The sequence below is a fragment of the Methylorubrum sp. B1-46 genome, assembly GCF_021117295.1.
Classification (GTDB): domain Bacteria; phylum Pseudomonadota; class Alphaproteobacteria; order Rhizobiales; family Beijerinckiaceae; genus Methylobacterium.
The window spans coordinates 1,914,543-1,941,501 of sequence record NZ_CP088247.1 but is presented as its reverse complement, the minus strand read 5'-3'; the positions used below and the strand labels follow the sequence as shown (position 1 = coordinate 1,941,501).

The following is a 26,959-nucleotide window of genomic DNA, read 5'->3' as shown; positions in this document are numbered from 1 at the left end:
GGGACCATCTTTCGGGACAATGCTCCGGCCGGCCCTGGCCGGTCCCCTCAGAGCAGGGGCTGGCGCGCGGCGGCGTCCTCGCGGGCGCAGATCGTGGGGTCGGGCTTCATCCCCTCCCCGCCCAGGACACGCTTCAGGTCGGCGCGGGCGCGCTCGAGGTCGGCGCGGAAGCCGGCATCCGCGAGGAGCACCGACATCAGCGCCGAGGCACCGGTGCGGGCGGCCTCCACGTCGCTGAGCCAGTGGACGCCGCACACCACCCGGCTCTCGCCGTAGAGCCGGCTGCGCACCAGAAACTGCGTCGCCTTTTCCGGCATGAGGCTCGCCATGATCATCCCATAGGCCCAACCCTGCCCGGCGTGACCGGACGGATAGCTGAAGCTGTCGGCGAGTTCGGGTGAGCGGGCGACGCAGATCGGCGCCTCGTTGCCGACGAAGGGGCGCAGGCGGCGGTAGCGCCGCTTGGCCACGCGGGTGGCGCGGGCGACGTCGATGCGGGCCCGGTCGAGCAGCCGCATCAGATCGGGCACCCGGGTTTGGTCGATGCGTTGGCCGAGCACGCAGGCATAGTCCTCCAGCAGCGCCGCCCCGCCATCGGCGACATCGTTGGTGGCAAGCGCCCAGCGCGCCGTGCCCTGGTAGGCCCGCGTGGCATTGTAGATTGCCCGGTCCGCAGCCTCCGCCGCCGAGTGCCCGGCGGGCGGCGGCGGCAGGATCGCCGCGAGGTTCGGCGTCGCCTCCTCGCTGAGATAGCCCTTCGGGGCGGCGGTCGTGAGTTTGTCCTTCTCTAGCGAAGGCGCGGCGGTCGCCGGGCCGGACGATCCCGACGGCTGGGCATGGACGGCCCCGAGATGGAGCGGTCCGGTCGCGAGGATCAGCGTCAGCAGGGCGGCGCGGCGCACCGGCGCACGGGTCGGGCGGGACATCGGAGAAGCAGCTTTCGGGCGCCGGATCGAAAGACCGGGACGGAGGAGACGAGACGGGGCACCAGTCTCGAACCGATGCTTCGGGCCTGTCTAGAAGGGACGTGCGACAGATGCGTCACAGTCCGATCCCCCTGTCATACCAAACCCGTCCGTTTGCCTCGCAATCGGGATTTCGCGCTCCGGTGCCGTGCGCGTCCGCCGATCCTGTCCGTCTTCGCGAGCGGATCAGGCGGACCGGATCGCGGCGGCAACGTCGCCCGAGAATTCCTCGTGGGCGCTGAGGGCCCCCGGCACGGGGAGGGCGGTGACGCGGCCCGTGGCGATCAGCGCGTCCATCTCGGCACCGGAGCGGCGTGGTACCTTGTCCGGGCGCAGCACCTGCACCGGCGGCAGGCCGTGTCCGAACAGGGCGAGGAAATCTTCGCGCGACGTGGCCGGATCGAGCCCGCCCGTCACGAAGGCCGCGGTTCCGAAGCGGCCCCGGCTCTGGCGGGTGATGCGGTGCTTGGCGGCCACCACGGCCTGCGTGACATGAGCCGGCTCGGCATAGACGTGGGCGCGCATCATCCGTCCGATGATCGGCGGGCTGATGTTGATCCGGTAGAGCGCTTCACCAACGAGCGGCATCTCGACGGCGCGGCGGATTCGGCCGAACCACGCGGCACGCTCCGGCCCCATCGCCGTCGGCAGCGGCCCGCGCCAGGTCGGCGCCACGAGCACCAGCCGCGCAAAGGCGCCAGGATGACGGCGCGCCGCCGCGACGAGGTAGGGAGCGGCATGGCCCGCCGCGACGCCGAGGGCGTAGGGGCCGGACGCGGCGGCCAGCAGCGCATCGAGGAAGGCGTGCAGGTTGGCCGGGTTCAGCGGCAGCCGCGTCCGAGGATGCGCACCGAAGCCCGGCCAGTCGGGCACGAGGCAGCGATAGGTGTCGCCGAGTTCGCGGGCGAGCGGCAGCATCTCCTCGCGGGCCGAGATCGAGGAGAGGGCGGGCAGGAGCAGCGCGTCGGCGCCCTCCCCGACCACGGCCGAGGGCGTCGCCACCCGATGCCCCGCGACGGTGAGGTCGAGGGTCCGGGTGGCGACCGAGGAGCGCTCCGGCGCCATCAGGTCCGCAGCAGTTCGTTGATGCCGGTCTTGGCGCGGGTGCCGGCATCGACGCGCTTGACGATCACGGCGCAGTAGAGGCCGGGGCCGGGGGTGCCGTCGGGGAGCGGCTTGCCGGGCGTCGTGCCGGAGACGACCACCGAGTAGGGCGGCACGCGTCCGAAAAAGGTCTCGCCGGTGGTGCGGTCGATGATGCGGGTCGAGGCACCGATATAGACGCCCATCGACAGGACCGAGCCCTCGCCGATGATCACGCCCTCGGCGACCTCGGCGCGGGCGCCGACGAAGCAGTTGTCCTCGATGATGACCGGGTTGGCCTGGAGCGGTTCCAGCACGCCGGCGATGCCGGCACCGCCCGAGATGTGGCAGTTCTTGCCGACCTGGGCGCAGGAGCCGATCGTCACCCAGGTGTCGACCATGGTGCCCTCGCCGACATGCGCGCCGAGATTGATGAAGCTCGGCATCAGCACCGCACCCGGCGCGATGTAGGAGCCGCGGCGCACGAAGCAGCCCGGTACGGCGCGGAAGCCCGCGGCGCGGAACTCGGTCTCGCCCCAGCCGGAGAACTTCGAGGGCACCTTGTCCCACCATGCCGACGAGCCGGGACCACCCTCGATCGGTACCATGTCGTTGAGGCGGAAGGAGAGCAGCACCGCTTTTTTAAGCCACTGGTTCACCTGCCAGCTGTCGCCGGCCTTCTCGGCGACGCGGGCCCGACCGGAATCGAGCAGGTTCAGCGCCTCGTCCACCGCCTCGCGCACGGCGCCGGTAGTCGCGGTCGAGATGCCCGCGCGCTCTTCCCAGGCTGCTTCGATGGTCTTTTCGAGATCGGCGTGTGACATCGGGACTTTCCGGACTGGACTGCATTCCGACGACGGGGCGAACGATTCGCCGAGAGAATGCACGGTGACACAAAGACCTGAAGACGCCGGTTCGCTGCGGCCGGGCCGGCGTTTCGCGACGGCGCGAAAGGTGGTTGTGCTTACAAAAGCCGCCCGGCCCTGTCACCGTTTGCGTGGCGCGAGGCCAACAAGCCGCTCGCGCACGCCGGACAAGCCTTGCACGAGGCCGAGAAGCTCCTCGGCCATCCCGTCATGGATCGCGGCGGCGGCATCGGGAAACTCCCGCAGGACGCGGCTCATCAGGGAGGGCGTGACCCGCATCACCTCCGAGGCCTCGCACGCCCGCGCATCGGCCGGCCGCGGAAGGGTGCGGAACAGGGCGTTGCGTCCGATCACGCCGGAGCGGGCGACGGTGACCGGCGGGACATCCTGCCGTGCGGGCGCAAGGGCGATGGAGCCGGACATGACGACGTAGCCGCCATCGGACGGCGCGCCGCGGGTGAACAGCACCTCGCCGTCCTCCAGAAGGCGCCGCTCGCCGGCGAAGGAGAGCAGGCGCAGGGCATCGCGCCCGAACCGCTCGAACACGGGCGCTGCGGCGAGGATCGCGATGTCGTCGTCGAGCCCCAACGCCTGTCCGTCCCCCCGGCCGCGATCCGCTCTATCCTTCGGAGGGCCAAGCTTAACCGATGCGCGGGCCACGCGATATGCCGTGCGGCCGCCGGCTGTGCGCGGAGGTGGATAGCGGCTCCGGCCGAGGATCAGGGCAGCAGCTTGTAGCCGCCGCCCTCGGTGACGAGAATCGCCGCGACCGCCGGGTTCGGCTCGATCTTCTGGCGCAGCCGGTAGATATGCGTCTCGAGGGTGTGGGTGGTGACGTGGGCGTTGTAGCCCCACACCTCGGCGAGCAGCGTGTCGCGCCCCACCACCTCACGGCCTGCCCGGTAGAGGTAGCGCAGGATCGCCGTCTCCTTCTCGGTCAGCTTCAGCTTGGAGCCGCGCTCACCCACCAGCAGCTTGGCACCGGGACGGAAGGTGTAGGGGCCGATGCGGAACACCGCATCCTCGCTCGCCTCGTGCTGGCGCAATTGCACCCGGATGCGGGCGAGCAGCACGGCGAACTTGAACGGCTTGACCACGTAGTCGTTGGCGCCCGCCTCCAAGCCCTCGACCATGTCGTCGTCGGATTCCTGCGCCGTCAGCATGATGATCGGACCGCGATAGCCGTTGCGGCGCAGGGTCCGCACCGCTTCGCGCCCGTCCATGTCGGGTAGGGCGACATCCATCACGACGAGATCGACCGGCTCCTGCGTGACGCGGGTCAGCGCCCCGGACGCGGTCGGCTCGCCGAGGACCGAGAATTCCTCGTAGGCGTCGAGTTGCTCCGTCAATGCCTCACGCAGGGCGTCGTCGTCGTCACAGACGAGGAGGCAATAGGGGTTGGACATCGACGCAGCGGCTCTCGACAAGCTTTCCGGCCACCTGGACTTCGCGGAACGATCAGGCAGGCAGCCAAGACGATTTCATGACGGCACACCCATCCGAAGGGGCATATTGCCCGCTGGCTGGCCGCAAACGGAACCCGGACGGTTCCCCTTGGCGACAAACCTAGTTCGTTTTACGCGCCGGGAAATCCGGATTGCGCGCTTATGCAGAATTTTCGCCATGTTCCACCGCTCTCTGCCGCGACATGACGTCGGACCCGGCGCTATTCGAGACAGGTTGGGACGAACCGGCAATGCCACGCCCTCAGGTTGCGAAGCGGAGCGGCGGCAAGGCCGTGGGGCAGGGGAAGACCGGCTCTCTTACCCTGTTACGGGTGCGCCCGCTGCCGGGTGACGCGACGCGCGGCACGCTGCTCGCGGGCGGGGCCGTGATCCCCTGTGCCCTCGGGCGCTCCGGCATCACGAGCCGCAAGCGGGAGGGGGACGGCGCCTCGCCGCAGGGCGTGTTCCGCCTGCGCAGCGGGTTCTATCGGCCCGACCGCTTCCCCGTCCGGCCGATCAGCGCCCTTCCCCTCCGGGCGACGCGGCGCGACGACGGCTGGTGCGATGCGTCCCAGGACCGTCGCTACAACCGGCCGATCCGGTTTCCGAGCGATACGGTCAGCGCCGAACGGCTCTGGCGCGACGACGGCCTCTACGATCTTGTGATCGATCTCGATTACAACCGTGGGCCGATCCGGCCGGGCCGGGGGTCGGCGATCTTCCTGCACATCGCCCGCAGCGGCTACCGCCCGACGGAGGGCTGCGTCGCCCTGAAACCCTCTGATCTGCTGCGCCTGCTCCGCCGCCTCGGACCGAGGACGCGGATGAAGATCGGTCGTTAAGCGGCGCAGCGGACGGCTGGCCTCAGCCGCGCTTCGCCCGCTGCCCGAAGATGGCGGTGCCGACGCGGACATGGGTCGCGCCCATCTGGATCGCCGCTGGAAAGTCCGCACTCATGCCCATCGACAGGATCGGGAGGCCGTGACGCTCGGCGAGGCGAGCGAGCAGGGCGAAGTGGGGGGAGGGTGGGTCCTCGGCCGGCGGGATGCACATCAGGCCATGGATCGCCAGGCCGTGGGTCTCGCGGCATTCCGAGAGCAGGACATCGACCTGATCGGGGGCGACGCCCGCCTTCTGCGCCTCGTCGCCGGTATTGACCTGGATCAGGAGCTTGGGTGCCCGGCCGCTCCGCTCGATCTCCTTGGCGAGCGCCGCGGCGAGCGAGAGCCGGTCGAGGGAGTGGATCACGTCGAACAGCTCGACCGCTTCGCGCGCCTTGTTCGATTGCAGCGGGCCGACGAGGTGCAGCTCGACATCCGGATAGCGCTCGCGCAGGGCCGGCCACTTGGCCCGCGATTCCTGCACGTAGTTCTCGCCGAAAAGCCGCTGACCCGCCTCAAGCGCCGGCAGGATGCCCTCTTCCGGCACCGTCTTCGAGACGGCGATGAGGTGGACGCTGTCCGGATCGCGCTCGTTGTCCTCGGCCGCCCGGCGGATGCTCGCGCGCACCTCCGCGAGACCCGCGGCGACATCGGCCTCGCCGACCGGCGGCTTGGTGTCGAGGGGCTCGATATCGGTGGGCTGGTTCGGGGTGCGGCTCGGGTCGGTGGTCTGGCTTGGGTCGATCATGGCCCCTCCTTGCGGCGGCACTGCCGCGACTTCAAGGGCGGCGGCGCCTTTCCATCGCCCCCACCCGCGATATGCTGACTTCTCTCGAGACAAACGGAGAAGCCCGGCCCGATGTTCGATACGCCCGCCGACGCCCAGGCCCAGCTCGCGCAACAGTTGACGCGCCCGCAGGTCGCGATGGTCGTCGAGGCGCTGGTGCCGACGCTGGTGTTCCGGCCTGTTCCGAAGGGCAAGGCCCACCTTGGCGGAACGCGGATCGGCGGGACGCCCGATCTCCCGCCGGACCTTGCGTGGCCGCGCCGGGCCAAGCCCGCCGATATCGAGGCGATCGCCAAGCGCGGCAACGCGGAGGCCGGGGAGGAGATGCGGCGGCACTTCCACAAGGAGCTGCCCTACGCGTTCTTCGCGCAGGTCGATCTCGGGGAGGCGAAAGAGAAGACGAGAGGGCAGGGCGCTCTCGCCGACGCCTTGCCGGGGCAGGGGCGGCTCCTGTTCTTCTACGATCTCTCCGCCGGGCCCTGGGACAACGGCACCGAGTCCGCCCGCGTGATCTGGGACGAGAGCCCGCGCGAGGGGCTGGCCGCTCACGTCCCGCCGCCCGACCTTGCGGCGGCGGCCGAGAGCCACCGGGCGGAGATCGCCAAGGTCAACCGGGAGTTCAAGCTGCCCCTGCCGAAGCCCGATTCCGGCACGCCCTATGGCGGCCCGGCCCGGCCGATGACCCTGCACGCCACCCTGCGTCCCCCGGCGATCGAGAGCCTGGAGATGGAGACGCGGCCGGCCCTGAAGGCAGCCCTGGCACCGCGTGACGATGGCGAGGAGAGCTTTCGCGACGCCTACGAAGACCTCCTCACAAGGGCATTCGACAAGTATCGCGGCGCCGCCCAGGCGGGCCGGCGCAACCAGCTCCTCGGCTCACCGCTGCCGGAGCAGAGTGATCCGCGCTTCGAGGCGGAGGTCGTCAGCCGTTTTGGCGTGCAGCATCTCAGCCAGGACCAATGGAAGGCGCACAAGGCCGAGATCGAGGCCGGCGCCCGTTCCTGGCGTCTCCTGCTCCAGATCGATGTCGGCGACTTCCTGCGGGAGAACGGGGAGGGCACCGTCTACTTCCTGATCCGCGCCTCCGATCTCTCGGAGCGCCGTTTCAAGCGGGTGGTGGCGGTCTACCAGCAGACCTGAGCCGCCCTCATCGTTGACCCTTCGCGGTGCGGATATGCTAGGTGCCGGGTTCCGGCCGCTGCGACAACCTCGCGGGCGGTCCACCCTTTTCTCGCTGATCCCGGCGCCCACGATGACCGATCCCGCACAGCCCTCCCCGACGGCCCACGAGCGCTACAACGCGAAGGACGCCGAGCCGCGCTGGCAGCAGGCCTGGGACGCGGCCAAGCTGTTCGAAACCAAGAACGACGATCCGCGCCCGAAATACTACGTGCTGGAGATGTTCCCCTATCCTTCGGGGCGCATCCATATCGGCCACGTGCGCAACTACGCCATGGGCGACGTGGTGGCCCGCTACAAGCGCGCCAAGGGCCACAACGTGCTGCACCCGATGGGCTGGGACGCCTTCGGCCTGCCGGCCGAGAACGCGGCCATGGAGCGCAAGGTCAACCCGCGCGACTGGACCTACGCGAACATCGCGACCATGCGCGGGCAACTCCAGAGCATGGGCCTGTCGCTCGACTGGAGCCGGGAGATCGCGACCTGCGATCCCGACTACTACAAGCACCAGCAGCGGATGTTCCTCGACTTCCTCGCCAAGGGTCTCGTCACCCGCCGCACGGCGAAGGTGAACTGGGACCCGGTCGATCACACCGTGCTCGCCAACGAGCAGGTCATCGACGGACGCGGCTGGCGCTCGGGTGCGCTCGTCGAGCAGCGTGAGCTGACCCAGTGGTTCTTCAAGATCACCGATTTCGCGCAGGATCTGCACGACGCCCTCGACGGGCTGGAGCGCTGGCCGGAGAAGGTCCGGCTGATGCAGCGCAACTGGATCGGCCGCTCGGAAGGGTTGGAGGTGCGCTTCGCCCTCGCGCAGCCGTTTGCCGGCACGGATGAGCTGACGGTCTACACCACCCGACCCGACACGCTGTTCGGCGCCCGGTTCCTGGCGATCTCCGTCGATCATCCGCTTGCCAAAGCGCTCGCCGCATCCGGCCCGCGTGCCGCGGAACTGCAGGCCTTTGCCGAGGAGTGCCGCCGCATCGGCACGGCGCAGGAGGCGATCGACACGGCGGAGAAGCTCGGGTTCGATACCGGGCTCACCGTGCGCCACCCCCTCGATCCGTCCTGGGAGCTGCCTGTCTACGTCGCGAACTTCGTGCTGATGGAATACGGCACCGGCGCCGTATTCGGCTGTCCGGCTCACGACCAGCGCGACCTCGACTTTTCCAACAAGTACGGGCTCGGCAACACGCCGGTGGTCTGCCCCGAGGGCCAGGACCCGAACACCTTCATCATCACCGACACCGCCTATGACGGCGACGGACGGATGATCCATTCGCGCTTCCTCGACGGCATGAGCACCGACGAGGCCTTCAGAACCGTCGCCGACCGCTTGGAGGGTGAGACACTGAACGGCGCCCCCGTCGGGCGTCGCAAGGTGCAGTTCCGCCTGCGCGATTGGGGCGTGTCGCGCCAGCGCTACTGGGGCTGCCCGATCCCGATCATCCACTGCGAGGCCTGCGGCCCGGTGCCCGTGCCGGTGGAAGACCTGCCGGTGAAGCTGCCGGACGAGGTCTCGTTCGATCAGCCCGGCAACCCGTTGGAGCGGGACCATGCCTGGCGGCAGGTGCCGTGCCCGCGCTGCGGACAAGCCGCCCGTCGCGAGACCGACACCATGGACACCTTCGTCGATTCGTCCTGGTACTACGCCCGCTTCACCGCGCCCTGGCTCACGGACGCGCCGACGGTCCGCAACACCGTCGATCACTGGCTCCCCGTCGATCAGTATATCGGCGGCGTCGAGCACGCGATCCTGCACCTGCTCTATTCGCGTTTCTTCATGCGGGCGATGCGGGAGACCGGGTGGGCCGGCGTGTCGGAGCCCTTCGCCGGCTTGTTCACGCAGGGCATGGTCGTCCACGAGACCTACAAGGATCCTTCCGGCGCCTGGGTGTCGCCGGCCGAGATCCGCTTCGAGAGCGAGGGTGGGGGGCGCAAGGCTTTTCACGTGAAAACCGGCTTGGCCGTCGAGGTCGGCCCAACCGAGAAGATGTCGAAGTCGAAGAAGAACGTCGTCGATCCCGACGACATCATAGCGAGCTACGGCGCCGACACCGCCCGCTGGTTCATGCTCTCCGACTCTCCGCCTGAGCGCGACGTGATCTGGACCGAGGAGGGCGTGCAGGGCGCCGCCCGCTTCGTCCAGCGCGTCTGGCGCCTCGTCCACGGCGCGGCCGCGGCGCACGGGCCCGGCGGCCCCGGTGACGCAGCCCTGCGCAAGGCCGCGCACAAGGCGCTCGCCGCGGTCGGCGAGGATATCGAGCGCCTTCGCTTCAACCGCTGCGTCGCCCACATCTACACGCTGGCCAACGCCCTCGACGAGGGTCTGCGCGGCGGCGCCTCGGCGATTGGGGCAGGAGAGGCGGCACGCATCCTGGTGCAGCTCATCGCGCCGATGATGCCGCATCTGGCCGAGGAAAGCTGGCGCGTGCTTGGCGGGGAGGGGCTCGTTGCCGAGGCGTCCTGGCCGCAAGCCGATCAGGCGCTGCTGGTCGAGGATGAGATCACCCTGCCGGTGCAGATCAACGGCAAGAAGCGAGCGGACGTCACCGTACCGCGCGATGCCGACGTGAAGGCCGTCGAGGCGGCGACGCTGGCCCTGGAGCCGGTGCAGCGGGCCCTCGAAGGCCGCCCCCCGAAGAAGGTCATCGTCGTGCCGGGCCGGATCGTGAATCTGGTGGTGTGATCCGTTCTGCCGGAAAGCTCCCATCGAGACGCCCGCTTCCCCGCGCCGAGAAGGGAGGCGGGCGGAAGGGATTGAAGCCATGACCGACGCCCTCCCCGACCGCGGCGGCACTATCTTCGCTCCGGCAAGCGGCTTCGGTCGCGCGGCGGTGGCGGTGGTGCGGATCAGCGGGCCGGCGGCGGGGCCGGTGCTCGACCTCTTGGCCAGCGGGCGTCCGGAGCCGCGCCGGCTCGCCCTGCGCCGCCTGCGCGATCCCGACACGCGCGCCCTCCTCGATCAAGCCCTCGTCGCGTGGCTCCCTGGCCCCACCACCGCCACCGGCGAGGACATGGCCGAACTGCACCTTCATGGCGGTCTGGCCGTGCGGGCCGCGGTGCTGCGAGCCCTCGCATCCGTACCGGGCTGCCGACCGGCGGAGGCCGGGGCATTCAGCCGCCGCGCCTTCCTCAACGGACGCATCGATCTCACCGAGGCGGAAGGCATCGCCGATCTCATCGACGCCGAGACCGAGGCACAGCGCGTCCAGGCCTTGCGCCAGCTCGAGGGCGCCCTCGGCCGTCAGGTCACGGCCTGGCGCGAGACCGGCATCGACTTGCTCGCAAATGCCGAGGCGGCCCTCGACTTCGCCGACGAGGGCGACGTGGACGCGGACGAGCTCGACGCCGCCCTCTCCGGCCGCGCCGCCGCCCTGCGCGACGCGATCCAGGGTGCTCTCGCCGATGGGCGTCGGGGTGAGCGCCTGCGCGAGGGCTTCTGCGTCGTGCTGGCCGGTGCCCCCAATGCCGGAAAGTCGACCCTGCTCAACGCCCTGAGTGGGCGCGATGCGGCCATCGTCTCGGACATTCCAGGCACGACCCGCGATGCCATCGAGGTCCGGTGCGACCTTGGTGGCCTGCCGGTGATCCTGGTCGATACGGCGGGCCTGCGCGCAACGGAGGATGTGATCGAGGCCGAGGGCGTAAGGCGCACGCACCGTCGCATACGGAGCGCCGACCTCGTGCTCCACCTCGTGCCGGCCGATGCCCCGGCTGTCGCCGACGGTCTCGGGGATATCCCTACCCTTCGCGTCCGCACCAAGAGCGACCTCGCGCCCGAAGCGGGGGGTGGAAGGGATCTCGCCGTCTCGGCCGTAAACGGCGCCGGTCTTGATACGCTCCTCGATGCGGTACAGGCAGCAGCCTTCGCCTCTCTCGGCCAAGGCGATGCGCTCGTCACCCGCGAGCGCCATCGGGCGGCTCTGACTCGGGCAGCGGGCCACCTCGACCGCGTCTGCACCGCGCCGGCCGGCTTTCCGCCGGAACTGGTCGCGGAGGATCTGCGCCTCGCTGTCCGGGCACTGGGCGAGGTCGGCGGCCATGTCGGGGTCGAGGAGATGCTCGATCGCCTCTTTTCCGGATTCTGTATCGGCAAGTAGGAGAGGCAGACGGGGCGTCCGGGCGCGACCGCCTGAAGATGGCGTTCCGATTGCCCTCGCGATCCGGAACCCGATCACGGCCCGCTGAACGGCGGCGATGGCCCTCTCGTGACTACGGGTGCGGCGCCCGCTCTTCTCAACCGGGCGCCATATCGCAGCTTCGAAAGCGAGCAGGCGAGAGAGCGTCAGCGACCACACCTCCTCACCCGTGGCAAACGTCCAGCCTGAGGTTCCGGTGGTGCCGAAACTTCCCATCAGTTGCCGCAAGTCGGATGACGAGTATCCGAGACCGATGGCATTCATGGATGGCGCGCGGCAGCGGGTAGAAGCGAGATTGAGCGATACCTGCTCACTCTACATTCGATGCGTCAACGCTGCAGCGAAGACGGTGACCAAGCACGCAATATTCTGCTGCAGATCCGATTGAACCGATCTCAAATAGCGTCCGAATTCGACGATCTCACGCGCACGATCGTATCGCTTCGGAGAATTTTGCGGGCCCCAACCTCCTACGAAACTGAGCAAATTTTGCCAGGCAATAGAGATGACATGTATCGATTGCGCACAAAGTGCTCAATAAATCGTTAGATTTTTCCTTTATTCGCGAGACATCATGAGGCATGATTGCTTGGGTATACGCTCAAACCCGAACTCACCATGCCAAGATACTTCTTCAATGTGAATGACGGCCTCAACATCACGGATGACGACGGGCTCGAATGCGCAAGCTTGGATGCGGCCCTGCGCGAGGCCGTCCGCTATGCGGGATCGCTCCTCCAAGAATCGGGCAACCGTCTGGGTCTCGGTGACACTTGGTCCCTGGAGGTAACGGAGGAGGCAACCGCGTCGACCATCTGCATCGACCTGCAGATCCGCCCGTGTGTCGCCTCGGCTGCCGACGAGCATCGCCGGTCTGCTGCCTAGACACGCCGCCCGTGACTTGTTCGCCGCGCCCTCTCGGGCCAAGGGGCAGTATGCGGCCGATGCGTTGCGGCGCCACCGATACGGTGCTGGCACTGATGGTCGGTGCGGAAATGGGATCTTGAACCCTCCCCTCTCCCGCTGCGCTCGGCGAGGGACCGGCTTTGCGTTGACCTCGTCCATGGCACGCGCATAAGCACGGGTCATGCACACCCCTTCTTCCAGCTACGACGTCCTCGTCGTCGGCGGTGGCCATGCCGGCGTTGAGGCGGCGGCCGCCGCCGCACGAGTCGGCGCCCGTACGGCTCTGGTCACGCATCGCGCGGCCACCATCGGCGCCATGTCCTGCAACCCAGCCATTGGCGGTCTCGGCAAGGGGCATCTGGTGCGCGAGGTGGATGCCCTGGACGGGTTGATGGGGCGCGTCGCGGATGCGGCCGGCATTCAGTTCCGCCTGCTCAACCGCCGCAAGGGCCCGGCCGTGCGCGGCCCCCGGACCCAGGCCGACCGCGCACTCTATGCCCGCGCCATGCAGGCGGCGGTCGCGGAGACGCCGGGGCTCACCGTGATCGAGGGTGAGGCCGACGACCTGATCATCGAATCGGGCCGCATCGCGGGTGCCGTGCTCGCGGATGGGCGCCGCCTTGCCGCCGCGGCCGTGGTCATCACGACAGGCACCTTCCTGCGTGGGCTGATCCATATCGGCGAGCGGCAGATCCCCGCGGGCCGCGTCGACGAGGCGCCGGCCATGGGGTTGGCGCAGACCCTCGACCGCCACGGCTTCCGCCTTGGCCGCCTGAAGACCGGCACGCCGCCGCGTCTCGACGGGCGCAGCATCGATTGGGCCGCGCTGGAGATGCAGCACGCCGACGCCGAGCCCGTGCCGTTCTCGACCCTGACCGAGCGGATCACCACGCCGCAGATCGCCTGCGGCATCACCCGCACCACGACGGCCGTCCACGACCTGATTCGAGCCAACCTTCACCGCTCGCCAATGTATTCCGGCGGCATCAGCAGCCGGGGCCCCCGTTACTGCCCCTCGATCGAGGACAAGGTGGTGCGCTTCGGCGATCGCGAGGGCCACCAGATCTTCCTCGAGCCGGAAGGGCTCGACGATCCGACCGTCTACCCCAACGGCATCTCGACGGCGCTGCCCGAGGAGGTTCAGGCCGGCATCATCGCCGCCATTCCGGGCCTTGAGCGCACCCGCATCCTGCGGCCCGGCTACGCCATCGAGTACGACTATGTCGATCCGCGCGAACTCGATGCCACGCTGCAGGCCAAGCGTCTGCCCGGCCTGTTCTTGGCGGGACAGATCAACGGCACCACCGGCTACGAGGAGGCGGCAGGGCAGGGGTTGGTCGCGGGCCTCAACGCGGCGCGGCTGGCGGGCGGCTGCGATCTCGCGATCTTCGACCGGGCCGAATCCTATCTCGGGGTGATGATCGACGACCTCGTCACCCATGGGGTGAGCGAGCCCTATCGCATGTTCACCTCGCGCTCGGAATATCGGCTGAGCCTGCGGGTGGACAATGCCGACGAGCGGCTCACGCCCCGCGGCGCGGCCCTCGGCTGCGTCGGCTCAACCCGCGCCGCACATTTCGCGGCCTCGCAGGCGGCGCTCTCCGAGGCACGGGCCCGGCTCGATGCCCTGAGCCTGACCCCGAACGAGGCGGCTGGTTACGGCCTGTCCCTCAACCGCGATGGCCTGCGCCGCAGTGCGTTCCAGCTCCTGTCCTATCCAGAAATCGGCTGGGACCGGCTCGCGACGGTCTGGCCGGAATTGGGATCGGTGCCGCCGCGGGTCGCCGAGCGGCTGTGCACGGACGCGACCTACGCCGTCTATCTCGACCGGCAGCAGGCCGATATATCCGCGTTCCGTCGCGACGAAGCGGTGCGCCTGCCGCCCTCCCTCGATTACGGTGCGATCCCCGGCCTCTCTAACGAGATGCGGTTGAAACTCGACTCCGTGCGCCCGATCACGCTCGGGCAGGCAGCCCGCATCGAAGGTGTGACGCCAGCGGCTCTGACGCTGCTCGCCGCCCACGCCCGCCGCGGCCGGGCGCAGGTGACGGCGTAAGGTTAGAGCTAAATTGAGATGAGCACTGACCTGCGCGCACGCGTCCTCATTGAGCACAATGTTTCACGTGAAACAGCTGAGACTCTCGACCTCTACGTTGCACAACTCAAACGCTGGCAGACCGTCAAAAACCTCGTGGGGCCGGCAACGCTGAGTGAAGTCTGGCATCGTCATATCGCCGATGCGCTGCAATTGTTCGCCCTGGCACCGGACGCCAAACGCTGGCTCGATCTCGGATCCGGCGCCGGTATCCCTGGTCTGATCCTGGCAATCGCCGGAAAGGGCCGCCCGGACTTCCACGTCAGCCTTGTCGAGAGCAATGCGCGCAAATGCGCCTTCCTTTCGGAGACGGCCCGCCTTACCGGCGCTCCCGTTACCGTCCACAACGCGCGCATCGAGGCGACCGTCCATTCGTTGACCGAAATCGACGTCGTGTGCGCGCGAGCCCTGGCTCCGCTCACTCAGCTTCTCACTTGGACCGAACCTTTGTTGACAAGCGGCACTGTCGGGCTCTTTCCGAAGGGGCGTGATGCAGCCGCGGAATTGACCGAGGCCGAGGATGCGTGGACATTCACCCGCGACCTGATTCCGAGCCGCACCGACTCGCAGGCACGGATCGTGCGCGTCACGTCGCTTTCCCGCGTGGACCCATGACCGATCTCTCCACGGCCGCACGGCCTCAGGCCACCCCCGCCCAGGCCGCTCCGGTGCAAGCCAAGCCGCTTCGCGTGCTTGCACTCGCCAACCAGAAGGGCGGCGTCGGCAAGACCACCACAGCGATCAATCTCGGCACGGCTCTGGCTGCCATCGGTGAGCAGGTGCTGGTGATCGACCTCGATCCGCAGGGCAACGCCTCGACCGGTCTCGGTATCGACCGCCGCCGCCGCAAGGTCTCGACCTATCATGTCATGGCGGGGGAGGCCCCACTGGCGGACGCCATCACGCCGACCGCCGTGCCGCGCCTCTCCGTGGCGCCCTCAACCATGGACCTGCTCGGTCTCGAACTCGAATTGGCGAGTGCGCCGGACCGGGCCCACCGCCTGCGCAACATCCTGCGCGAACTCACGACGCCCGAGGGCATCGAGCCGATCACCTACGTGCTGATCGATTGCCCGCCCTCACTGAACCTGCTGACGATCAACGCGCTCGCCGCCGCCGACGCGGTGATGGTGCCGCTGCAATGCGAGTTCTTCGCCCTTGAAGGTCTGAGCCAGTTGCTGCGCACCGTCGAGCAGGTGCGCGGGGCGCTGAACCCCAAGCTCCAGATCCAGGGCGTCGTGCTGACCATGTACGACCCGCGCAACAACCTCTCGACCCAGGTCGTCGCCGACGTGCGCGGCTTCATGGGCGACAAGGTGTACGAGACCATGATTCCGCGCAACGTGCGCGTGTCCGAGGCTCCCTCGCACGGCAAGCCGGTGCTGCTTTACGACCTCAAATGCGCCGGCTCGCAGGCCTATCTGCGCCTTGCCTCCGAAGTGATTCAGCGCGAGGGCCGCGCGCCCCCGCCCGCCGCCGCCGCTTAAGTCATTCAAAAGTTTGGAGTTTCGATCGTGGCAATGGCGGATGATGCGGCGCGGCCGCGGCTCGGACGCGGCCTCGCGGCGCTGATCGGCGACTTTTCCGACGACGCGCCCGAGGAGACGGCTCGCAGCACCGGGCACCCGCAGCGCAAGGTGGCGGTCGAGTTCCTGCGCCCGAACCCGCGCAATCCGCGCCGCCGCTTCTCGGAGCCAGAGCTCGACGAACTCGCCGCCTCGATTCGTCAGCGCGGTGTGATCCAGCCGATCGTCGCCCGTGCGCTGACAGGGGTGCCCGGCACCTTCGAGATCGTGGCCGGCGAGCGGCGCTGGCGCGCGGCCCAGCGGGCGGGCCTCAACGAGGTGCCGGTGGTGGTGGTCGAGATCGACGACCGCACTTCGCTCGAATACGCGATCTTGGAGAACGTCCAGCGCGCCGACCTGAACGCCATCGAGGAGGCGGCGGGCTACGAGCGGCTGATGGGCGAGTTCAAGTACACTCAGGCCGAACTCGCCGACCTGCTCGGCAAGAGCCGCAGCCATCTCGCCAACACCCTGCGCCTGCTCCAGCTTCCGCCGGGGATCCAGGATCGGGTCATCGCCAGCGAGATCACCGCCGGCCATGCCCGGGCGCTGCTCTCCGTGCGCGATCCGGAGGCGGTGGCACGCCGCATCGTGGCCGAAGGGCTGTCGGTGCGCGAGGTCGAGGCACTGGCCGCGGCGGAAGCCCCGCAGGATGACACGCCCCGCCCGGGCCGCCCGCGGCGCTCGGCGGAAGGTGACGCCGCCCTGCGCTCCCTGGAAGACGTGCTCGGCCGAGCTTTGGGCTACAGCGTGGCAGTGAAGGCCAAGGCGAGCGGGGAGGGCGAGATCCGCATCCGCTATGCCACGGCCGAGGAGCGCGACGCACTCTGCCGCAAGCTCGGCGGAGCCTGATCGAGCGATCCCCCGCCGCGCCGGATAGCGGCGTGGCGAGGCCGACATTTGGACCGTCTTAGCCGCGCCGCCGTGCCGCCTCCACGGCGATGCGCAGGAACACGCCTTGCGCCTGCGCATGGGCGAGATCCGGCTCGGAGCGGCGGCAGGCGAGCACCGCGTCCTGGAGCCAAGCGACCGCCTGTTGCAGCCCTGGCACCGACCAGCGGGCGAGCTGGGCCTCGGCCAGCGCCTTGCGGCGGAAATGCAGGCCGCGCCAATTGGCGACGAGTTGGCTCGCGCTGCCGCGCGGATTGTCGAGGCGCAGGGACAGCAGGGTGAGCGCGTGCCTCAGCCCGGCGCCGAGCATTGCCGAGGGGTCCATCCCCTCATGGCGGAAGCGGCGATACTCGCGCTCGGCCTCGCTCGCACGGCCGGCGAAGGCGGCATCGATCAGCGCGTTGAGCACGCTCGCGCCGACATCGCTGACGATCGCCTCGACGTCATCCACGCCGATGCTGCCCTGGCCGCGGGCATAGAGGGCGAGCTTGCCGATCTCCGACAGGCTAGCGCGGCGGTCGCTGCCGAGGCTGCCCGCCAGCAGGTCGCGGGCGTCGCGGTCGATGCGCAGACCCTCCTCCTGCAGCGTGCGCTCGATCAGGTCGGCGAGCGTGCGCTCGTCGTCGGGGTAGCAGGGCAGGGCGAGCGCCTTGGGCGAGCCCTCGCACAGGGTGCGCAGGGGCGCGGAGCGGGCAAGGTCGCCGGCCTCCACCACGATGCGCGCGCCCTCGGTCGGCGCCTTCAGGACGGCATCGACGGCAGGCGCGTAGTTGCGGCTGCCCGAGCGCACCCAGATCGTGCGGCTGCCGCCGAACAGGCCGACGGTGCCGGCCTCGTCCACGAGTCGGCCCGGATCGGAGGCAAGGGTATCGCCATCGATCTTGATCAGCGCGAAGGGGTCGTCGGGGCCCGCCACCATGCCCCGCACCAGCCGCGCCGCGCGGTCGGCGACGAGCCCGGTATCGGGCCCGTAGACCAGGGTCACCGCGATGCGCGGATCGGGGCCGCGCCGGACCAGCCCCTCGACGTCGCCGGCCTTGACCGCCGTCATGTCGCCGCCGTCAGGGGTTCGGCTTGACGGCGAGGACGGAGGCGATCCGGGTCTTGATCTGTTCGGCCAACAGCTTGGCAAGCCGAATCTCCGCGTCGCGCGCCGCGCGCAGCGAGGCGAAGCGCTGGATCGAGCGATCGTAGGTCGCGGTGCCCGTCGCGACGCCCTCGGTGAGGATGCGGCGCCCGTCGAGGCTCTCCAGCGAGAACTTCACCGTTCCGACGATCGTACCAGCTTCCGCCCGCGCCGTGGTCGAGGAGACGATTGGCGTCTGGACCTGTTCCGAACCCTGCATCTTGAGCCGGTAGCGCTTCGGCACCGCAGACTGGCCGGAGCCGTCGAGGTCGAAGATCAGCTCGCTGCGCAGGTAATGTCCGAGACGCTCCTGATCCTGCGCCATGTTGACGTCATCGACTTGGATCGCGGCGAGCAGCCCCTGCATCGACTCGCCCGAGGCGGTCGGCCCGTAGAGCGGACGGAAGCAGGCGCCGAGATTCAGCGCGAGGCCGGCAGCGAGCACGAGCCGCGCAATTCGAACCCCCGCCCCCTTGGTCGCCACACCCATCACCCGCCTCAAGGCTGTTCCTCGCCGCGCCACCCCGATCCGTCGGAGAACCAAGTCTCGTCAAGCCGGGCCGGCACACGGTTCCGCTTGTACGGCAGGCCCCGCGCCCGGTCACCCTGCCAGACCCATGCTTTAAGAAGGCTGTGCGGCGAGAGGATGTTCGAATGCTCGAATCGGGACGCCACGCGGAGTGCGAATCGAGACGCGGCAGCCCTCCCGACGGTGCCGGTTTCTTGCGGAACCGGAGGGCGATTCCCACCTTCTGCAGACCCATGAACCTGTTCCGAAACAGCGCCTTGACGGCGATCGGACGAGCGGCGTAGAACAGAACAAATGGCGAACAAAAGAGCCCTGTCCTGGTCGGTCGCGCTCCGCGATCTGAAGGACGATCGATCCCGGAGAGCGGATGTGCGCGAGGAGCGTCTCCGAACCATGGCGGGCCTGCGTGGCGCCGCTCCTGCCCTGAGTGCGTGGCGCGGACGTTCCGGCCGCCGCTACGTCGTCGGCGTCCACGATCTGGCCGAGCCCGATCTCGACGAGGTCGACGAGGCGGTGGTGATCGCCGTGCGGCGCGACGATGCCGGCATCGCGCAAGCCGTCTCGATCGCTGCTTCCGGCAAGGGACCGCGCGAGCGCCTGCACCGAAACTGGCTGGCCCGCGCCCGCCAGAAGGGTGCGACCGAGATGCATGTCCACCGCCTCGCCGAGGGCGAGGACGAGCGTCGCGCGGTCGTCGCCGACCTTGCCATCGAGCCGGAGAAGGCGAGCGCCTGATCTCCTGAGCCTGATCTCCTCCGCGCTTCGCCCGCCCCCCGGTCCGTGACGGCCGGGATGGGTCAAGCCCTTGCCTTGCGCCGCCCCTCTCTCCAAACACGGGGGCGTCCGGCCGGTCCTGCCGGACCGCGCAGGAACGAGGCCGATGGCGCAGACACCCGAACTGATTCCCGGCGGACCGCTCCCGCGGCGGCGCAGGCGGATCGGCCTGTTCCTTCCCTACATCCTGCTCGCTACCGTCGTCCTCGCCTGGACCACCGCGTGGTTCTTCATCCGCGGCAAGGCCGAGAGCGAGATGGACGCTTGGCTCGCCCGCGAGGCCCAGGCTGGGCGCCAGTGGACCTGCGCCGACCGCTCGATCACCGGGTTTCCCTTCCGCCTCGAACTGCGCTGCGCGTCCGTCCGCTTCGCCCGCTCCGATGGCAACTTCACCCTCGGGCCGACCACCGCCGTGGTGCAGGTCTACGACCCGCGCCACGTCGTGCTCGAGGTCGGCGGACCGTTCCATGTCGAGCAGGGCGACCTGACCGGCGACGTCACGTGGTCCTCGCTGGAAGCGAGCTTCCACGCCGCCGCGAACGGGTTCAGCCGCGCCTCCCTCGTCGTCGATGCTCCGAAGGGCATGATCCAGTCCCCCGATCCGGGGCCGGTGGACTTCGCCGCTCAGCATCTCGAACTCCACGCCCGCCCCACGCCCGGCCGCTTCGAGAGCGACGGCGCCGTCGATGTCAGCCTGCGCCTCGCCAAGGCCGCCGTGCCGCGGCTCGACGCGCTGGTCGGCAGCAGCGACCCCGCCGACATCGACCTCGACACGACCATTGAGCGGGCCACGGTGCTGCGCACCGGCACGGTGGCGCGGGAATTGGAGAAGTGGCGTCGGGCTGAGGGCCGCCTCGACGTGAACCGCCTGTCGATCGCCAAGGGCGAGCGCCGTCTCCAGGCCAAGGGCGAAGTCGGCCTCGACGAGGCGCATCGCCCCGAGGGCCGCTTCGAGTTGCGCGCCGTGGGACTTGAAGCCCTGGTCGGGCAGGTGATGGGCCAGCGCTTCGGCTCGGACAAGGGCGCGTTGATCGGCAATCTCGTCGGCCAGTTCCTCGGCGGCCTGCGCAAGCGCGAGGACGCCTCCGGAGAGGCACAGGCGGACAACCCCAACGGCCTCAAACCCCTGCCGACCCTGCGGCTGGGTGACGGGCGCCTGATGCTCGGCCCGCTCGCCGTGCCGAACGTGGCGCTGCCGGCCTTGTACTGAGGTTGCTCTCGCGGCGGGGGACCGGAACCGCTGACGCTTCGGCGCCGGCCTCAACACCCCGTCGCTGACGACGCCGGCATGTGCACCATCTCCGCGCGCGCGAAAAGCTGGCACGGCCTGCCCGACGCCGAGGCGGCCAAACCCACGGGCGGAAGTGGTGCGTCCGTGCGGAAGACCGGGACAGCCAGGGACATGAAGGCGGGGGCCTCGTCGCGAGCATCGACGAGGCGATCCGGCCGGATGATCCCGTTCGCGGCTGATGGGGTCAGCTCCGCCCTCCGTCAGTCCGGCTCGCTGATCAGCGAACGGGGAAGCCACGCATGGCCTGAACGTCGGGCTGCCCATCGCATCACGGGTGGATCCCGGCTTCCGCGGCGCGGCCCCGGGATGACGGAACGCGGCACGGCAGCGACCAGGCGGCGACCGTTCGATACCTCGGGAGAGGTCGAGGACGGGTCCGTTTGCGCCGCACCCGGCCGGACCGATCCAAACCGGCGGTGAACCGGATCGGCCGCCCCTCTACCAGGGGCGCGGCGCCCCGAAGAGCTTGCGCTGGACGAACCGACCGGCGGCCTCGACCCGCGGCCGGTGCAGATGGCGCAACCGCCAGAGGCGGTGGTCCCGCGGCGAGACCGGCCGCGCCAGTTCCGGTACGGCGCCGGCCCGCGCCCGCAGCCGCAGAGCCCCGGCCGGCGTGACGCCCTCCAAGTAGGCGAGAACGTGGCGCATCGCGTCGAGCGTCGGCCCGACCCAGCTCTGCGTCCGGAAGCACGGCTCGGCTTCCACGCCGTTCGCAGCGCGAGCCGGGGCGGGACGGGGATAGTGGTTGAGACGAATCTCACCCTGCCGCACGCCGAGGACGGCGTCGGGCCGCGTCGGGTCCGGCGCGGCGGGGCTGAAATCGCTCATCAGCCGCTCGCCCTGCACCAGGGGCGCCAGACCCGCATCGGTGATCGCGGCGACGGCGCCCTGCCGGTAGATCGCCGTGACGGGGCGGTTCGCCTCGTCCTCCGGGTCCGCCAGCGCGTAGGGGAAGCGGCGCAGCACGAGCCCGGACGGATCGCCGCTCGGCTCCGCGGTGTCGAAGACACGCCGGTTGACCACAACCGCGCCGGCATGCGGCGGGATGCGGGCGATCCAGTCCTGGATCGAGCGGCCGGGCGCCGGCACCAGGAATTCGTCGAGCGAGAGGAAGGCGGCGAAGCGGAACAGCCGCGCCCGCGAGGCGAGGAAGTGATTGTAGGCGGCAAACCGCGGCGTCATGTCGATGCGGGTCGGGCAGGGCAGGGTGGTGACCCCGATGCCCTCGTGCGCCTTCAGGAGAGCCGCCGCCTCGCTGTCGAGGCCGTTGTCGTAGATCACGAAATGGCGCACGCCGACGGCGCGGTGGAAGGAGAGCCACTCGAACAGGTCGGGCGCCGCGCCCTCGACGACGGCAACGATGGCGAATGTCCGCATCTCGGGCGCTCTCTCCCTCAGCTCTGCTTGGTCGCGGGCGCCGCCGCGTTGCGGGCGCGGCCGAAATCCGGCTCGGCCGTCTCCTGACCCATGGCGACGATGCCGCGGCGGATCGCGCGGGTGCGCGTGAACAGGTCGTGCAGGGCCTCGCCGTCGCCCCAACGGATCGCCCGCGACAGGGCCGACAGATCCTCGTTGAAGCGCCCGAGCATCTCCAGCACCGCCTCGCGGTTGGTCAGGAAGATGTCGCGCCACATCGTCGGATCGGAGGCGGCGATGCGGGTGAAGTCGCGAAAGCCGCCGGCGGAGAACTTGATGACCTCCGACTGCGTGACGGCTTCGAGATCGGCCGCCGTGCCGACGATGTTGTAGGCGATCAGGTGCGGCACGTGGCTGGTGATGGCGAGCACGAGGTCGTGGTGCTCGGGCGTCATGGTCTCGACGATGGCGCCGAGACCCTGCCACAGGCCCTGCACCCGCTCGACCGCCGCCGGGTCGGCCCCCTCTGGTGGGGTGAGGATGCACCAGCGGTTCGAGAACAGGGTGGCAAAGCCCGAATCCGGCCCCGAATACTCGGTGCCCGCCACCGGATGCGCTGGTACGAACGGATTTCTTTCAGAAAGATGCGGAGTCACCGCCGCGACGACGGCGGCCTTGACCGAGCCGACGTCTGAGACGACGGCGCCCGGCTTCAGGTGCGGCGCGATCTGCGCCGCCACCTCGCCGATGGCGCCGACCGGCACGCAGAGGATGACGAGGTCGGCGTCTGCGACCGCCGAGGCCTCGGTACTCACCGTCTCGGCCAGTCCCAGCGCCCTCACCCGCTCGATCACGCCGGCATCGCGGTCGATCGCCACGATCTCGCGGGCGAGCCCGTAGGTCCGGGCGCCGCGGGCGATCGAGGAGCCGATCAGACCGAGCCCAACGATGGCGAGGCGCTCCACGACCGCGGTCACGAGCGCTGCGGTCCCAGGAAGTCGGTCAGCGCATCGACGAAGGCGCGGTTGGCCTCCGCGCTGCCGACGCTCACCCGCAGGGCGTTGGGCAGGCCATAGGAGGAGACCCGCCGAACGATCACGCCGGCGCGCGTCAGGTGCGCATCCGCCTCCGCCGCCGTGCGGCCCGGCGCGTCGGAGAAGTGGACGAGCAGGAAGTTGCCGACGCTCGGCGTCACGGTGAGCCCCAGCGCCTCGACCGCGCGGGTGAGCCAGGCGAGCCACTCGTCGTTGTGGGCGATCGCCGCCGCGACATGGGCCTCGTCGGCGATCGCCGCCGCGCCGGCCGCGATGCCGCCCGCGGACAGGTTGAACGGCCCGCGGATGCGGTTGACCGCATCGACCACGACTTCGGACCCGACCATCCAGCCGATGCGCTGCGCCGCCAGACCGTGGATCTTCGAGAAGGTGCGCGTCATCACGACGTTGGGCGCGTCGAGGGCGAGTTCGAGGCCGGCGGTGTAGTCGTTGGCCCGCACGTACTCGGCATAGGCCCCGTCGAGCACCAGCACCACGTTGCCGGGCAGGCCGGCCTGCAGGCGGCGGACCTCCTCGAACGGCAGGTAGGTGCCGGTCGGGTTGTTGGGGTTGGCGAGGTAGACGATCCGGGTGCGCGGCGTCACCGCGGCGAGGATCGCGTCCACATCCGCCGTGAGGTTCGTCTCCGGCGCCACCACCGGCGTGCCGCCGGCCGTCAGGATCGCGATGCGGTACACGAGGAAGCCGTGCTCGCAGAAGATGCCCTCGTCGCCCGGCCCGACGAAGGCGAGCGCCAGCAGGGTCAGCAGCTCGTCCGAGCCCGCGCCGCAGACGATGCGGGCGGGGTCGAGCCCGTAGCGGGCGCCGATCGCCGCACGCAGGCGGGTGGCGCTGCCGTCGGGATAGAGGGCCAGCGTCGCGGCCTCCGCCCGCAGGGCCTCGATCGCCCGCGGGCTCGGGCCCAGCGGAGTCTCGTTGGAGGAGAGCTTGTGGATCTTCGCGACGCCCGGCGCGGCGCTCTTGCCGGGCACGTAGGCCTCGATGGCGAGCACGCCGGGGCGCGGCTGAGGGCGCAAGGCGGATCGGGACGCGGGGTCGATTGCGGACATGGGCCTAAAAGATCAGCAGACGAGTCGAACGGGTCTCGCCCGTCCCTCTACAGCATTTCGCGGGAACGGGGAGCCGCCGACATCGCGGCGTGCCGATCGGCCTTCGGGCCCACGATGGGGCGGGCCCGACGTTCGAATGGGGACGGCTAAGGCTGTGCCGGCTTGCCTGCGGGCGGCGCGTCGGAGCCCGGCGGCAGCAGGACGTTCTTCACCACGCTCCCCTCGGGCCCGTACTCGCCGGCCACCGCGAGGCAGGACTGCTCGCGGTTGAGGTTCATCTGGTTGGACATGAGCGTGAAGATGCCGATCACCCGGTTGCCGAAGGGCCCGCGGGGGCTGACATCCTCGGGCCGCGTGTTCTGCTTGGCGAGCAGCGCCTCGAATTCCGAGGTGTTGAGCCGGTAGCCGCAAACATTGACCGCCGAGAAGATGTAGGCGGCAAATTCCAGTGCCCGCGGGCTCGGCGCGTTGCGGATCGGCCGCGGCGGCGCGGCCTCCTTCGACGATTCCTGCGCTGCGGGAGGGGTTGGTGCCGGGGTTGGCGAAGGGGCGGTGTCCTGCGCGGTGGCGGGAAGGACGAGGCCGCCGATCAACAGGGCGGCGAGAAGCGGACGGATGGTCATGACGGCAGGCGTTCCTCGAGCGAGCGGATTCTCATGATCCGCTTAAGCTCATGCGAGATAGCCCGGCCGCCGGCCGCCTCCAAGGTGATGCAGGGCCCGCAGGCGGGCCCTGCGGCGACTCACCACTTGTAGCTCACGCTCGCCAGCACGCGGCGGGCCTCGCCGTAGAAGCAGGAATTGGCCGACTGGCACGAGGTGACGAAGCGCCGGTCGCCGATGTTGGCGGCGGTGATCGCCATGCGCCAGCGGTCCCAATTGTAGTGCACGGTCGCGTCGAACAGGACGTATTCCGGGACCTTCAGATTGTTGAGCTGGTCGGCGTAGGAGCGGCCGACATAGCGCACGCCGCCGCCGAAGCCGAAGCCGCGCCAATCGCCGAACGGGATCGTGTAATCGGCAAAGACCGAGGCGAAAGTCTCCGGCACATTGGTCGGGGTCTTGCCGACGAGGTCGCCGAGCGCGGCATCCCGGACCCGGGTGTATTCGAGGTCGTAGTGGGTCACCGCCGCGACGAGGTTCAAGCCTTCCGCGAGGTTCGCGACGAACTGCCCCTCGATGCCGCGCGAGCGCACGGTGCCGAGCTGCGTGCTGCCGAAGCCGATCAGGACCGGGAAGGGCGGGTTGTCGCGCACGAGATCGAAGGCGGCGATGTTGAGGGAGAAGCGCTCGCCGACCGGCTCGATCTTCAGGCCGACCTCGATCTGCTCGCCGCGATCCGGCGCGAGGGAGGCTCCGGTGATCGCATCGACGCCGATCTGCGGCTGGAACGAGGTCGAGTAGGCGACGTAGGGGGCGATGCCGGGATCGAAATTGTAGAGAAGCGCGATACGGCCGGTGAGCGCCGTATCGGTGCGGGACGTGCTCGTGTCCGGCGCGAGCTTCTTGAGCACGTCGCTGTTGGCGATGTCGTAGCGCAGGCCGCCGATCAGGCTCAGGCGGTCGGTGAGCTTGATCTGGTCCTGGGCGTAGAAGCCGAGCTGCCGGAAGCTGTTGACGTCGACCTGATAGGGCAGGGGCCGGCCGACGATCTGCCCGTAGAGCGGGTTGATGATGCTGAGGTTCGGGCCGGGGAAGAGCGAGGCCTGATTGTCGTAGAGCGAGTAGTTCTTGTAGTCGACGCCGAACAAGAGGTCGTGGGCGACGAATCCGTCGGAGAAGCGGGCCTCGGCCTGGTTGTCGACCTGGAACAGGCTGACCTTGTCGGCGTACTGGAACTGGTAGCGGGCAAGCTGCGTCTGAGGCAGGTCGGCGTAGCCGAGCTGGCCGATATACGAGTTCTGCTTCGCGTCCGAGAACGAGTAGCGGAAGTTCTGACGCACGGTCCACACGTCGTCGACCGCGTGCTCGAACTCGTAGCCGGCGAAGACCTGTTCGCGCTGGAAGCTGTTGATGCGCGGATCGCCCACGTTGAGGGAGCGGTCGATGCGCAGGCCGCTCAGGTTCGGGCGCACGGTGCCGGAATAGGGCAGGAAGTTCGCGGTCACGGCCGTGGAATCGCGCTGGTAGCTCGTCAGCACCGTGAAGGTGGTGCCGGCATCCGGCCGCCACGTGAAGGCCGGTGCGATGTAGGCGCGGTCGGAATCCGCGCCGACGACCTGGGTGCCGCCCTGCCGGCCGATGCCGGTGAGGCGATAGAACAGGTGACCCGACTCGTCGGCCGGCCCACCAACATCGAAGGCGCCGTAGACCTGCCCGAACGAGCCGCCGGCGATCTCGACATAGCCGAAGGGCGCCAGCGTCGGTCGCTTGGTGATCTGGTTGACGATGCCGCCGGGATTGCCCGCACCGAACAGCACCGCGGCCGGGCCGCGCAGAACCTCGATCCGCTCCAGGCCGAAGGTCTCGGTCTTGAGCGTGCCGAAGCCGTAATTCAGGAGTTGCAGGCCGTCCTTGTAGATCCCGTAATCGCTCGCCACGAAGCCGCGCAGGGTGAAGAAATCGACCCGCTCATCGGCGCCGTAGACGCCGGAATAGATGCCGGCTGTGTACTGCGTCGCCTGGGTCAGCGTCTGTGCGCCCTGCGCATCGATCTGCTCACGGCCGATGACGGTGATCGCCTGCGGCGTCTCGATCAGCGGCGTGTTGGTCTTGGTCGCAGTGGCCGAACGGGTTGCGACGTAGCCGGTGACCGGCCCGCGCGGATCCTCGGGGGCCGCACGTCCATCGGCGCCGCGCTGGGCGGATTGCCCGCCACCGGCGGCCCCCCGGCCGCTGCCTTCGACCGACAGCTCTTCCAGGCGCGCGGTCGCCTGCTGCGCCGCGGCGCCCACGGTGAGAGCGAGCAATGAGGCGCCTGCCAGCGCCATCGTCCGCAGGGCGCGGACGCCGACGAGAGTGCGAACCGAGCCCAT

24 protein-coding genes are annotated in these 26,959 nt (G+C 69.5%); 11 read left to right on the top strand and 13 right to left on the bottom strand.

Annotated elements, in window-relative coordinates:
- Window positions 1-47: 47 nt before the first annotated feature.
- The 5 genes from LPC10_RS09050 to LPC10_RS09030 all read right to left on the bottom strand — a co-directional run bounded on the left by LPC10_RS09050 (window position 48) and on the right by LPC10_RS09030 (window position 4,320).
- Window positions 48-926, bottom strand: a complete 879-nt coding sequence (locus LPC10_RS09050; protein WP_231346389.1) for a phosphatase PAP2 family protein — start codon at window positions 924-926, stop codon at window positions 48-50.
- A gap of 225 nt (window positions 927-1,151) precedes the next feature.
- Window positions 1,152-2,030, bottom strand: a complete 879-nt coding sequence (locus LPC10_RS09045; RefSeq protein ID WP_231346388.1) for an alpha/beta fold hydrolase — start codon at window positions 2,028-2,030, stop codon at window positions 1,152-1,154.
- Window positions 2,030-2,872: a 2,3,4,5-tetrahydropyridine-2,6-dicarboxylate N-succinyltransferase gene (gene dapD / locus LPC10_RS09040; protein ID WP_231346387.1), complete on the bottom strand. Its 843-nt coding sequence runs from the start codon at window positions 2,870-2,872 to the stop codon at window positions 2,030-2,032. The genes LPC10_RS09045 and dapD overlap by 1 nt, the downstream gene beginning before the upstream one ends.
- Window positions 2,873-3,034: 162 nt before the next feature.
- Window positions 3,035-3,502 (bottom strand): Crp/Fnr family transcriptional regulator, encoded by a 468-nt coding sequence (locus tag LPC10_RS09035; protein WP_133088096.1) that lies wholly within the window; start codon window positions 3,500-3,502, stop codon window positions 3,035-3,037.
- Between the two features lie 131 nt (window positions 3,503-3,633).
- Window positions 3,634-4,320: a response regulator transcription factor gene (locus LPC10_RS09030; RefSeq protein WP_108939729.1), complete on the bottom strand. Its 687-nt coding sequence runs from the start codon at window positions 4,318-4,320 to the stop codon at window positions 3,634-3,636.
- Between the two features lie 290 nt (window positions 4,321-4,610).
- Between LPC10_RS09030 and LPC10_RS09025 the strand changes: the two genes are divergently transcribed.
- Window positions 4,611-5,201 carry a L,D-transpeptidase gene (locus LPC10_RS09025; protein WP_231346386.1) on the top strand — a complete coding sequence of 197 codons (591 nt, stop codon included), beginning with the start codon at window positions 4,611-4,613 and terminating at the stop codon, window positions 5,199-5,201.
- Window positions 5,202-5,223: 22 nt separating this feature from the next.
- Here LPC10_RS09025 and LPC10_RS09020 read toward each other — a convergent pair whose 3' ends face one another.
- Window positions 5,224-5,988, bottom strand: coding sequence for a YggS family pyridoxal phosphate-dependent enzyme (locus LPC10_RS09020; RefSeq protein ID WP_231346385.1), 765 nt, complete (start codon window positions 5,986-5,988; stop codon window positions 5,224-5,226).
- 111 nt (window positions 5,989-6,099) lie between these two features.
- Here LPC10_RS09020 and LPC10_RS09015 point away from each other — a divergent pair, with 111 nt between their 5' ends.
- The 8 genes from LPC10_RS09015 to LPC10_RS08980 all read left to right on the top strand — a co-directional run bounded on the left by LPC10_RS09015 (window position 6,100) and on the right by LPC10_RS08980 (window position 16,766).
- Entirely contained in the window at window positions 6,100-7,167 is a 1,068-nt protein-coding gene (locus LPC10_RS09015) for a DUF1963 domain-containing protein (protein WP_231346384.1), read from the top strand.
- Between the two features lie 112 nt (window positions 7,168-7,279).
- Complete coding sequence (gene leuS, locus LPC10_RS09010; RefSeq protein ID WP_231346383.1) at window positions 7,280-9,895, top strand: leucine--tRNA ligase; 2,616 nt, start codon at window positions 7,280-7,282, stop codon at window positions 9,893-9,895.
- A 79-nt stretch (window positions 9,896-9,974) separates the two neighbouring features.
- The gene (gene mnmE, locus LPC10_RS09005) at window positions 9,975-11,309 is read left to right on the top strand and encodes a tRNA uridine-5-carboxymethylaminomethyl(34) synthesis GTPase MnmE (RefSeq protein ID WP_231346382.1); all 1,335 of its coding nucleotides are present in this window, start codon (window positions 9,975-9,977) and stop codon (window positions 11,307-11,309) included.
- Window positions 11,310-11,933: 624 nt separating this feature from the next.
- A complete protein-coding gene (locus tag LPC10_RS09000) occupies window positions 11,934-12,233 on the top strand; it encodes a hypothetical protein (protein ID WP_231346381.1) in 300 nt (99 codons plus the stop codon).
- 202 nt (window positions 12,234-12,435) lie between these two features.
- Window positions 12,436-14,310: a tRNA uridine-5-carboxymethylaminomethyl(34) synthesis enzyme MnmG gene (gene mnmG / locus LPC10_RS08995; RefSeq protein WP_231346380.1), complete on the top strand. Its 1,875-nt coding sequence runs from the start codon at window positions 12,436-12,438 to the stop codon at window positions 14,308-14,310.
- Between the two features lie 18 nt (window positions 14,311-14,328).
- Complete coding sequence (gene rsmG / locus LPC10_RS08990; protein ID WP_231346379.1) at window positions 14,329-14,964, top strand: 16S rRNA (guanine(527)-N(7))-methyltransferase RsmG; 636 nt, start codon at window positions 14,329-14,331, stop codon at window positions 14,962-14,964.
- Window positions 14,961-15,836 (top strand): ParA family protein, encoded by an 876-nt coding sequence (locus LPC10_RS08985; RefSeq protein WP_231346378.1) that lies wholly within the window; start codon window positions 14,961-14,963, stop codon window positions 15,834-15,836. Before rsmG ends, LPC10_RS08985 begins: the two co-directional genes overlap by 4 nt.
- A gap of 33 nt (window positions 15,837-15,869) precedes the next feature.
- On the top strand, window positions 15,870-16,766 hold the full coding sequence (locus tag LPC10_RS08980) for a ParB/RepB/Spo0J family partition protein (protein ID WP_231347001.1): 897 nt from the start codon (window positions 15,870-15,872) through the stop codon (window positions 16,764-16,766).
- Window positions 16,767-16,824: 58 nt separating this feature from the next.
- Here LPC10_RS08980 and holA read toward each other — a convergent pair whose 3' ends face one another.
- On the bottom strand, window positions 16,825-17,856 hold the full coding sequence (holA, locus tag LPC10_RS08975) for a DNA polymerase III subunit delta (RefSeq protein ID WP_231346377.1): 1,032 nt from the start codon (window positions 17,854-17,856) through the stop codon (window positions 16,825-16,827).
- Window positions 17,857-17,866: 10 nt separating this feature from the next.
- A complete protein-coding gene (gene lptE, locus LPC10_RS08970) occupies window positions 17,867-18,421 on the bottom strand; it encodes an LPS assembly lipoprotein LptE (protein WP_231347000.1) in 555 nt (184 codons plus the stop codon).
- Between the two features lie 432 nt (window positions 18,422-18,853).
- Between lptE and LPC10_RS08965 the strand changes: the two genes are divergently transcribed.
- Both LPC10_RS08965 and LPC10_RS08960 read left to right on the top strand, forming a co-directional pair.
- Window positions 18,854-19,195, top strand: a complete 342-nt coding sequence (locus tag LPC10_RS08965; RefSeq protein WP_231346376.1) for a hypothetical protein — start codon at window positions 18,854-18,856, stop codon at window positions 19,193-19,195.
- 145 nt (window positions 19,196-19,340) lie between these two features.
- Window positions 19,341-20,444, top strand: coding sequence for a DUF2125 domain-containing protein (locus tag LPC10_RS08960; RefSeq protein ID WP_231346375.1), 1,104 nt, complete (start codon window positions 19,341-19,343; stop codon window positions 20,442-20,444).
- Window positions 20,445-20,963: 519 nt separating this feature from the next.
- Here LPC10_RS08960 and LPC10_RS08955 read toward each other — a convergent pair.
- From LPC10_RS08955 to LPC10_RS08935, 5 genes are all read right to left on the bottom strand, one after another.
- On the bottom strand, window positions 20,964-21,902 hold the full coding sequence (locus LPC10_RS08955; RefSeq protein ID WP_231346374.1) for a glycosyltransferase family 2 protein: 939 nt from the start codon (window positions 21,900-21,902) through the stop codon (window positions 20,964-20,966).
- 17 nt (window positions 21,903-21,919) lie between these two features.
- Complete coding sequence (locus LPC10_RS08950) at window positions 21,920-22,858, bottom strand: prephenate/arogenate dehydrogenase family protein (protein ID WP_231346373.1); 939 nt, start codon at window positions 22,856-22,858, stop codon at window positions 21,920-21,922.
- Entirely contained in the window at window positions 22,855-23,985 is a 1,131-nt protein-coding gene (locus tag LPC10_RS08945; protein WP_231346372.1) for a histidinol-phosphate transaminase, read from the bottom strand. The genes LPC10_RS08950 and LPC10_RS08945 overlap by 4 nt, the downstream gene beginning before the upstream one ends.
- Before the next feature lie 146 nt (window positions 23,986-24,131).
- On the bottom strand, window positions 24,132-24,608 hold the full coding sequence (locus LPC10_RS08940; RefSeq protein ID WP_231346371.1) for a hypothetical protein: 477 nt from the start codon (window positions 24,606-24,608) through the stop codon (window positions 24,132-24,134).
- A gap of 119 nt (window positions 24,609-24,727) precedes the next feature.
- Window positions 24,728-26,959, bottom strand: a complete 2,232-nt coding sequence (locus tag LPC10_RS08935) for a TonB-dependent siderophore receptor (protein WP_231346370.1) — start codon at window positions 26,957-26,959, stop codon at window positions 24,728-24,730.